Genomic DNA, 10,068 nt, shown 5'->3' with positions numbered 1-10,068 from the left:
CGAAATCATCCAGTCCGAAGACATGTACTGATTTCTTAGCGTCGATCTTGCAAGCAAGATCGTTACTCACTCGTTGTTCAGTTTTCAAAGATCAAACTTATTTCAGCGCCGACATTACTTCTCGTCAACAACTTTTATATCTTATCACATCCGAACCAACTTTGCAAGCTCTTTTTTTAAGTTTCTTTCGAAGCTTATTTCATTTGCTTGCCACACCGTGTTTCTCGTGTTTTCTTGGCCGGAATTAGAATATACCATGTACAGATCTGGAACGCAAGCTTTTTTTTCATAATTAAATTAGTTTTCTAAATACCATCCTTTCTGGAGATAAGTTTCTTCTATAATATATTTTCCTAATTATAATTGCTTCTATAATACAAGTCCCTAAGTTACCTCTAATCATTCAGGAGCTAGCTTCTTCACCTTAGCGCTTCGCAAGTTCATTTCACTCCAATGTTTTCATAAGGCAACTTTCCCAGCCACTACACTACAACGATCTACTACATGTATACTTCACATCTTTATTCACCACCATTGAAGTGAAAGTATAAACATAAATCATAGCATTACAGTTCAATTGCTTCTTACTTTATATAGAAGGAAACAAAAAAAGAAGCCTACACTCTGGCAAGATGCCATTGCGTTAGCTTCTTCTTCTTCAATTTTGATACAAGTTTAATTTCAATCGGTCGATTATTCGCCGCCCATAAATACATACCGGCATATTACGATAATCGCCAAGATCCACATCAACCAGTGAATCTTCACTTTGCGTTCTGTTACCAAGTTACTGAATACCGCCAAAATTACATAAGATACGATACCCGCAGAGATTCCGTTCGCGATTCCACCTGTGAAAGGCATCAGCACAATGGTAAGGAACGCAGGGAAAGCTTGCAGGAAGTCATCCCATTCAATGCTACGAACTTGACTCATCATCAGTACACCTACAATGATCAGCGCTGGAGCAGTCGCAGCAGAAGGAACAACCAGTGCCAACGGAGCGATGAACAGTGCAAGAATAAACAACAGACCCGTAGTTACAGAAGTCAGTCCTGTACGTCCACCCGCTTCTACACCAGAAGCACTCTCAACATATGCAGTAATTGTACTTGTACCCAATGCCGCACCTGCGCTGACACCAACTGCATCGACGAGCATCGCTTTACCGATCGTTTTCTCGCCTTTTTTCTTATCTTTCATAATGCCCATACGTGTTGCTGTCCCTACCATTGTGCCGAACGTGTCGAACAATTCAACAAAGGTAAAGATAAAGATGATTTCAAACAAACCTAGGCTAATTGCGCCCTTAAGATCCAATTGTCCTACAGCCAGGTCACTGAAGTTAGGCAACCAGCTTGCGCCAGACAATCCACTCAGATTAGTAACTCCCATCGGAATCCCGATCAACGTTGTTGCCACGATCCCAATCAAGAGAGCTCCTTTGATTCGCATAACCATCAGAATAGCAATAAGCAGCAAACCAATAAGAGCAAGTAGTGCATCGTGATGTGTTACGAAGTTACCCAGTGAAAGGTTGAAGCTACTACCTGGAATCGGCTGGCTCAGATCTGCATCTGGCGCTACGTTCACGGTTACTGCTACTAAGTTAGCCAATTTGAAACCAATAATCGTAATAAACAAACCAATACCGACTGTGATAGCCATTTTAATCGATTGCGGTACTGCAACGAGCAGCATTTGCCGTACTCTAGTCACGGTCAAAATAATGAACACGATACCTGAAAGGAACACAGCTCCAAGAGCTGCCTGCCAAGTAATTGCACCATTCGAGCTAAGAACCACTGTCATGAAGTACGCATTCAATCCCATGCCCGGTGCGAGCGCAATCGGAATATTTACGAACAATCCCATAATAATTGTCATTAATCCAGCGCCGACGGCCGTTGCAAAAAATACGGCATTATCGGACATACCCGCCCCATTAGAACCTAGAAACAACGTGTTTACAAAAAGAATGTAAGCCATTGTCATAAAGGTGGTCAGACCCGCAACAATCTCCGTTCTAACATTTGTTCCGTTTTCTTTGAGTTTAAAGAAACGATCCATAATTCACTTACTCCCCCTTAGAGATGTTGAAGCCATATTGAAAAACGACAAATGACCCTGAAGATGTTATATCCCCAGAGCTCAGCTTGACTAGGAGCGGCACCAAAGCCTTTTGACCAAGAACAAAAAAATTCTAATGTGCGTGTGTGATGTAAGACGCAATCATGTAGAATTTATGTGCTTAGCCTGCTCCTCTTCGTAGCCAGATCATTAGGGTGATCTCGTAGAGACTCCCGGGCCAATCCCCAGGATTATACGAATTAGTATGCGCTATTTGTTTGTTTCCCATCACTATTTTAGGAGGGTGAGTTCTATTTTGTCAATGATAAAAACGAATGTTACTTCCATGCATCCTACATATCGTTCGTATTATTTAACAGAAAGAACCAGGTTAGCGGTTTACAAACCAATTACCTTTGAGTTTCTCAGCTATTTTTCTAGTAGAATATGTCCATTTTGTCAGACTCCATTTCACTACGATATATAGTTAACAGCATATTAAAAAGCTACCTTTTTCAAAGCAAAACCAATGCTTCAATAAAGGTAGCTTGTGTTCATATAAGCATGTCGAGAAGATGAACAATACAGTTATTCCTTATAAACGATAGCCCTGTCTTTTATTAGAGCAAAGATTTAATATTAAGCCTGTAAAGTAACTTGTGACACAGCCAGATACTTCTCTTACATCAGTCCTACGTCGATTATATTTCCGTCTGTTGAACATCGTATAGCTTGTTTTGGCTCTGATCTGTGTTTGTTGTTACGTCAGAGGATACTTCCTGGTTTCTGGTCTGATCGGAAGATGTATCCGCCGCCTCTAAGTTCACAAATGAAAAATCACCAGAACCGGAAGCCAGATCCTGCACCCCAGAACCGCATCCTGCCAGCATCACCATCAGAAATGCACTTCCAATGCCCATCTTCCATTTGCTCATATTGTCGGTTTTACGCATACACTCAATCTCCTTTCAGTTGCCAATTGCCGTAATATGAACTCAGTATAGAACTTAAACCTGAAAAAAATCTGAAGTGAGCCTAAAAAGAAGATGAAGAACAGAAATAAATATACACTCAGATGTGCTTCCTTACGCTCTCACTGCATCGTATTATTGCGACCAGCCAATCTCTGATTGTATTGTTGTATCCTTTACCCCATTTTAAGATTATTGGATACATTGTTACCCAAGCGATAATCGAGGATAGCCCCCATAACGATATGAGTGTGAGAATTCAATTTGCTAGTTGGTCAAAAAATTAAGGAATACAACGTCTTTCTCCTCAAATACCCAGTGCTAAGTTTCTGGGATGTTGAACAAATAGACTTGACTGCTAATTTTTATTAATGCCATAAAACAAAAAAAGCTTGGTAGAAACCTTATGGAACTAAGGCTCAACCAAGCTTCTTTAAAATTAATTAACTATTCCCACTCAATCGTTGCAGGTGGTTTGGAAGTTACGTCATAGACGATCCGGTTTACGTTATCCACTTCGTTAACGATCCGCACGGAGATTTTCTCCAATACGTCCCAAGGGATACGTGCCCAGTCCGCTGTCATACCATCGATGGATGTTACGGCACGGATACCTACAGTGTAGGAATACGTACGAGCGTCACCCATAACGCCAACACTCTTCATGTTCGGCAGTGCTGTGAAGTATTGCCAGATTTCGCGGTCAAGACCGGCTTTGGCGATTTCTTCACGCAGAATGTAGTCGGAATCACGAACGATTTGCAGTTTCTCTTCCGTCACTTCTCCAAGAACACGGATCGCAAGACCTGGTCCTGGGAACGGTTGACGGTGTACAATTTCGTCTGGCAAGCCGCACTCTGTACCTACTTTACGCACTTCATCCTTGAACAGCGTGTTCAGCGGTTCGATCAGTTTGAAATTCATGTCTTCCGGCAGACCGCCAACGTTGTGGTGAGATTTGATGGTCTGCGCTGTTGCTGTACCACTTTCTACGATATCCGTATACAGTGTACCTTGCGCCAGGAATGTGAAATCGTCGAACTGCTTGGACTCTTCGTCAAATACGTAAATAAACTCGTTGCCGATAATTTTACGTTTTTGCTCTGGATCATCCACACCAGCCAGCTTGGACATAAAGCGTTCTTGTGCATCAATTTTGACAACTTTCATGTCGAACTTACCAACAAACGTCTCCATTACGCTTTCAGCTTCGCCTTTGCGCAACAGACCGTGGTCGATAAACATACATGTCAGTTGATCACCGATCGCTTTGTGTAACAAAGCAGCTACAACGGAGGAATCTACGCCGCCACTGAGTGCGCACAGCACTTTACCGTCGCCTACTTTTTCACGGATGTCTCTGATCGTGTCATCGATGAAAGTTTCCATAGTCCAGTTGCCTTCGCAACCACAGATATTAAACAAGAAGTTGCTAATCATGTCGTTACCACGAACGGAGTGACGCACTTCTGGGTGGAACTGAACAGCATACAATTTGCGCTCATCGTTACTCATCGCAGCGATTGGCGCACTTTCCGTGCCTGCATCCAGTTTGAAACCCGGAGGAAGCGTAACAACATGGTCACCATGACTCATCCATACAGTATGTTCGCCTTCAATGCCTTGTGCCAATGCTGCACCTGCAGCAAACTCAAGGTCTGCTTTACCATACTCACGCTTCTCGGAACGTTCTACTTTACCTTCAAGCTGTTGAGCCATAAGCTGCATGCCATAACAGATTCCGAAGATTGGAAGTCCAAGATCATATACACCTGGATCTACGTGCGGCGCATTCTCAGCGTACACGCTGGACGGACCTCCGGAGAATACGATTCCTTTTGGTGACAATTCTGCGATCTTCTCAGCCGGTGTATTATACGGCAAAAGCTCGCTGTATACGCCAAGATCCCGGATTCTTCTGGCGATTAACTGGTTGTATTGGCCCCCAAAGTCAAGGACAACCACAATTTCATTCTGCTTATTCATTACCGTGCCTCCCTCAATTAATGAAACTAATTATACGCAACGACAAAACATACCGTCAAGGAAAGGCTAAACTCCTTTATTCGACAATTTATGAGCAACATGAATGGAGAACGAAAGAATGCTTCTTTTCGTAGTGCAACTGCACTTTTGTTCAATCCAGTTCCACATTCTTTCCTGCTCTTTCCACACCTTCTTCTTGAATAAAAGCACCTCTAATCAATAGTAACCTAACCAATGCTTCAAGGTTAGCGCGGAAAGACGCCTCGTTCGCCGCTAGGCAAAGAGAGGCGTCCGTGAACAGGCGGCTAAACGTGGGCCTTGCCGTTTAGCTAGCGCCTTGGCAACCGCCGGGCTAGCCGAAGCGCCCGGCGCAGGAAGTCCAGACTGTCCGCGCGCAACGGACGCTCTGGACCGTACAGCAGCCGTTCCCAGTCGGCTGCAAACCGCGCGATGTCCGCGCTGTCCGTGCCTGCGGCCACGGCGGGTGACGCTGCGTATTCCCGCAGCGTCATACCCGGCGGCCGCGGGCCGTACTGCCGCGCAAGCGCGGGCCAGACCGGAGCGGCGGCGCGTAGCAGCCGCTCCCGGTCTGGAAAGCTGCTGCGCGGCCATGCCAGCAGCAGCCTCAGCGGCAGCGCGGGGCGAAGCCGCCGCACGCCAAAGGCTACAGCGGCGCACAATGCCGCCGCTGCCGCAAGTGCCGTCGCGGTGAGCCAAGGCGCCGCGACAAATGCCTGGGCGCGAGCCAGCAGCCAAGCGCTCGCACCAGACCACGGATCCAGTCGCGGCTGCGCCCCTGCATCCTGAAGCAGCGTAGCTTCGGCGTCAGCACTCGCCTTCGCCTGCGGTATAACAAAGCCAGGCGTTGCCTCAAACGGCATCCAGCCTGCGCCTGGAAAATACACTTCTACCCAAGAGTGAGCATCACCTTGGGTAATGGTGTACTGCCCCGGAACTTTAGGGTCCAGCTCCCCTGTGCCAAATCCTTTGACCCAACGTGCTGGAATACCTTCTGCACGCAGAAGGACAACCATCGCTGTTGAGAAATGATTGCAGTACCCTTGCCTCGTGACAAACAGGAAATCATCCACAAAATCCGTTCCACGCGGAGGCATACGTGTATCCAGTGTGTATTCAGCATGATTAGCCAGATACGTCTGGACTGCATGCACCGCATCGTATCGTGTCTCGCTCCCTTTCACAATCTCATCTGCCAAAGAGCGCACACGCCCTGGCAGTGAGTCCGGAAGCTGTAGGTAAGTTCTACGAATTTCGGCAGGATCTATACTCCGTTGCTTCCTTTCCAGAAGACGTAAATGCTCTGGCTCGGCTGTAGGAATCATAACATCTGCTGCATAACGTTTAACGGATACACGGCGGCCTGAACCTGACAACCACAGCGTCGCTGAATCCCTGTTCGACAAAAGCGAGAGCATGGTTTTCTCATTGATGCTTTCACTATCCTGAAACGATACATTGAGCGGCATTCCGCCCGTAAAGAGTGGATTCGGCCCCTTCCACTCCCGCTGCATCGTAACGGTTTGCCGAATGCGAGTCCAATAGTTCTGATTCTCCCATCCATCTGTACGCAGTAACCCGGATGGACTGGCTGTTTCGAAACTTTGCGCAGGATCACTCCACGTGCTGCCGTTATAATATGAGCGAGTCTCCCCGCGCCAATACGTCGGTTCTGGACTGTTCGCCACGAAAAAGACTGTATCCCCTTGAGTCAGAGGCGCACCCATAGGAGCATCGGCAGTGCTATATCCTGTTACTGATGCTGCCGCAGGAATACTATCTCCTGCGTTATATCCTGCCCAGTGTGCCAGTCGTTCACCAATCTCATCAAGAGATATACGCTCAGGTTGAGAGATTGAACTAAATTGACCTGGCAATCCAGAGAAAGAAACCATCGCCATGACGGCAAGTACAGTCACGATACTCCAGCGTCCATAAGGATTCAGTGCATAGCGCGGTGTGGTAACGCCACCAGATAAACGGAGTAGCTGCAAGAGAGCCTGAATCAGCATGATCCAAAGTACCGATCGTACGATGGACGCGTAGACATCCAGTCCAGCTAGTGATTCAAGTAGCATCAAATATACGAGCGTGGCTCCACCAAATAACATGACGCTCAGACGCAGCAAAACTAGAGACTGCACCGAGGTGATCAGCATGCTCCAGCCAAACATCATGAAGAACCCTCGTGTTTCTGTACTTATGCTATAAAAACGCCCACTTTGCATAAAGGCATCCAAATCTGATCTTAGCGTCTCAGGGTACGTGATCCCCCATCCAAGTGGATCTTGTCCACCGTACATCAGACATAGCGCAACAAAAGCAATACATAATCGAACCACCGTGCCTGCAATCCAACCGGTGCGAAATAATCCCACCACAAGCAGTGCAGCAGTTAATCCGGCCATAACCAATAAAAAACGCTCACTTCCCTGCTGCCCGGAAGAGGTCACGGGGTAGATCCATTCCAGGGACATTAGCAGCAGCAGTGTACAGATGAATAACCTATACTTAAGAGGCTCTGCTTCTGTCTCTTTGGTTCTGTTGTCCAGATTAAAGTATGACAAGCCTTCTCCTGCAGATTCACTGGATCGTGAGTGGTGGTTCGGACTATGCTCCCACATCCGTAACCACCACCTTTCCTACAGGAGGTGTCTGCTGCTCTGCCACGTTGCAGATTTGTACCCCGCACTGCTGAAGCTGCTCTAGCCACGCTGCGGACTGGGACTGAAGTACAGATGGTTGGGATTGAGTTTGAGTATGCAAGTTCGAGGTACTTCGAATTGAAAATTTCCATTTATTACTGACGCCTGCATTATTGGCCTTGTCCAAAGTCGACTTCATTCCTATATCAAGTTTCCGATGGGAAGTTAGACCTGTACCTGTTGTCTCCGTTAATTGCACCTCTACCTGGACTCCTAGACTCATAGCATCTAGCACCCATTGATATAGAGCCGCATCCATTCGTCCACTGAGCACAATAACACGCGATCCAGTCGGCATATGTTCTAGCATCGCCCGATCCATCAAGCTGGAAACAGCTTGCGAAGTCTGGATAATCCGTGCCTGCGCTAACCGATCCAGAGAGCGCTCTAAATCATCAGCAGATGGCATCTCACCGAATCTATACGTCTGTTCACGAACAAGACCTTCTCTGTCGCTTGACCACAGTTGATACGGAATACCATCCAGATCAGCTTGATGAATCCACCTTGCTGCCATACTGATAACCCGTTCAAAAGCAGTATGATTGCTTGAATCATCCCAGGGCTGCGCATAACCTGCCTGGTCTTCATATACCAAGATTTGAAGCGATGGTGATTCCATTGTTTCAGGGATAAACGTCTGAAGTCTCCCGGTTTTGGCTGTACTTTTCCAGTGGATTCGTTTCATTGGATCACCATGCTGATAATCGCGGAACTCATGACCCCGGCTTCCCTGCAGACTTCTCTGCTCGGACAGCTGTCCCTCTCCTGCAACTGTAGATGTCGTGATAAGGCTCTCTGCATGTTCAGTGACCGTGACAGAAGGCACAACGATCAGCGAGGTTCCTCCACTCGTCTCCGCAGATAACGTATTCCAACCGAAAATATCTCCCCAATATAATCGACCGTTATCCCATTCATAGATACCCCTTCTCAACCCAGACAACTGATATTGATAGGTGAATTGCCGCTGCATCCCTGAAAAAAAACATTTGCGATGCACACCAGCAGGTGTATTCTCGCACAGAACAACCCATAACAGCGGAATACGGCTTCTGAATTCCAGCTCGACTCGCACATGAATGGTTTCCCCAGATAACATACGCTTGGATTGCAGATGTCTACGAATATCAATGTTACGTGGACCACAGGCATGGATAACTACTCCACTAACTCCAATCAGAAGTGTGATGACGAAGAGAAACAGTACCGATTTGCCTCCATGCCATATGAAGAGGGAGCCAAAAGCCAAGATAAGGGCTGCATTGATTAGACGCCCGGCAAATATGCTCATTGCCTCCGTCCCCTTCCCTGTGCCGACAACTGAACCGGAATCGGAACGGAAGACAGCGCCTCATGAATCACCTGCTCCTGTGACCATGAACCCTCTGCTCTGTTCTGGGATTTAAGCTGAATGCGATGGGAAAGTACAGGAATTGCCATCTCTTTGACATCATCCGGAATCACATAACTGCGTCCTCGAAGATAGGCAAAGGCCTGTGTGGCAACCATCCAAGCAAGTGTGCCCCGAGGACTAACTCCAAGTCTCACGGATGGATGGCTACGTGTCGCTACAGCGACAGAGACCAAGTATTGCTTAATGACCGCATCAACATGTACCAGCCGAACCTCACGTTGCATCGCTACCACTTCTTCTGCGAGCATGACCGGTGGACTTGCCAAGCTGGACTCTCTATTTTGCATCCGTGTTAATAGCTCTACTTCTTGATCAGGCTCAGGGTATCCGAGTCCAATCTTAATCATGAAACGATCAAGCTGTGCTTCAGGTAAACGGTATGTGCCCTCAAACTGCAACGGATTCTGCGTCGCTAGCAAAAAGAAAGGACGCGGTAACGTATACGTTGTACCATCAACCGTAACTCGGCGCTCTTCCATCGCTTCTAGTAGAGCCGACTGGGTTCGGGGCGAAGCCCGATTGATCTCATCGGCCAACACGAAATTAGACATCACCGGACCAGGGCGGAACGTGAACTCCCCTGTAGGTGGATGATATATCGAGGTACCCATTACGTCTGCCGGCATAACATCCGAAGTAAATTGAATGCGTCCCATGGAACAGTCAAGCGCAGAAGCCATAGCACGAACTAACATCGTTTTGCCTGTGCCTGGTACATCCTCCAGAAGTGTATGTCCACCACCGAGCATTGCCGTAAGCACATATTGAATCTCTTGGTTCTTACCAATAATGGCAGTCTCGACTCGTTTGATTACTCTATTTAATAACTCCACTGCATGCTCATGTTCTATTCGCATATATGTCATATCACTCGTTCTCCTTCCATTTCATCGGCATTTCT

6 protein-coding genes and 1 riboswitch are annotated in these 10,068 nt (G+C 47.0%); all 6 genes read right to left on the bottom strand.

Features of this window, described 5'->3' with window-relative positions:
* Nucleotides 1–693: 693 nt before the first annotated feature.
* Nucleotides 694–2,070 carry an NCS2 family permease gene (locus tag M3636_RS26775; protein WP_145410014.1) on the bottom strand — a complete coding sequence of 459 codons (1,377 nt, stop codon included), beginning with the start codon at nucleotides 2,068–2,070 and terminating at the stop codon, nucleotides 694–696.
* A gap of 179 nt (nucleotides 2,071–2,249) precedes the next feature.
* A riboswitch (purine riboswitch) is annotated at nucleotides 2,250–2,349 on the bottom strand.
* 422 nt (nucleotides 2,350–2,771) lie between these two features.
* Nucleotides 2,772–3,023: a hypothetical protein gene (locus tag M3636_RS26770; RefSeq protein ID WP_128100263.1), complete on the bottom strand. Its 252-nt coding sequence runs from the start codon at nucleotides 3,021–3,023 to the stop codon at nucleotides 2,772–2,774.
* A gap of 465 nt (nucleotides 3,024–3,488) precedes the next feature.
* On the bottom strand, nucleotides 3,489–5,027 hold the full coding sequence (gene guaA, locus M3636_RS26765) for a glutamine-hydrolyzing GMP synthase (protein WP_251384549.1): 1,539 nt from the start codon (nucleotides 5,025–5,027) through the stop codon (nucleotides 3,489–3,491).
* 329 nt (nucleotides 5,028–5,356) lie between these two features.
* A complete protein-coding gene (locus M3636_RS26760; RefSeq protein WP_251384548.1) occupies nucleotides 5,357–7,669 on the bottom strand; it encodes a DUF4129 domain-containing transglutaminase family protein in 2,313 nt (770 codons plus the stop codon).
* Entirely contained in the window at nucleotides 7,656–9,044 is a 1,389-nt protein-coding gene (locus M3636_RS26755) for a DUF58 domain-containing protein (protein ID WP_251384547.1), read from the bottom strand. Before M3636_RS26755 ends, M3636_RS26760 begins: the two co-directional genes overlap by 14 nt.
* Nucleotides 9,041–10,033 carry an AAA family ATPase gene (locus M3636_RS26750; protein ID WP_251384546.1) on the bottom strand — a complete coding sequence of 331 codons (993 nt, stop codon included), beginning with the start codon at nucleotides 10,031–10,033 and terminating at the stop codon, nucleotides 9,041–9,043. Before M3636_RS26750 ends, M3636_RS26755 begins: the two co-directional genes overlap by 4 nt.
* Between the last annotated feature and the right edge of the window lie 35 nt (nucleotides 10,034–10,068).

Origin of the sequence: Paenibacillus sp. MER 99-2 (assembly GCF_023714095.1) — a bacterium.
Classification (GTDB): domain Bacteria; phylum Bacillota; class Bacilli; order Paenibacillales; family Paenibacillaceae; genus Paenibacillus.
Note: the sequence above shows the minus strand (reverse complement) of the source record. Positions and strands in the feature narration are given on the sequence as shown.

Excerpts from the sequence above, each read along its gene's own strand:
- M3636_RS26770 (WP_128100263.1), bottom strand. The coding sequence starts at position 3,023 with ATGCGTAAAACCGACAATATGAGCAAATGGAAGATGGGCATTGGAAGT.
- M3636_RS26750 (WP_251384546.1), bottom strand. The coding sequence starts at position 10,033 with ATGACATATATGCGAATAGAACATGAGCATGCAGTGGAGTTATTAAAT.
- M3636_RS26775 (WP_145410014.1), bottom strand. The coding sequence starts at position 2,070 with ATGGATCGTTTCTTTAAACTCAAAGAAAACGGAACAAATGTTAGAACG.
- guaA (WP_251384549.1), bottom strand. The coding sequence starts at position 5,027 with ATGAATAAGCAGAATGAAATTGTGGTTGTCCTTGACTTTGGGGGCCAA.
- M3636_RS26760 (WP_251384548.1), bottom strand. The coding sequence starts at position 7,669 with ATGTGGGAGCATAGTCCGAACCACCACTCACGATCCAGTGAATCTGCA.
- M3636_RS26755 (WP_251384547.1), bottom strand. The coding sequence starts at position 9,044 with ATGAGCATATTTGCCGGGCGTCTAATCAATGCAGCCCTTATCTTGGCT.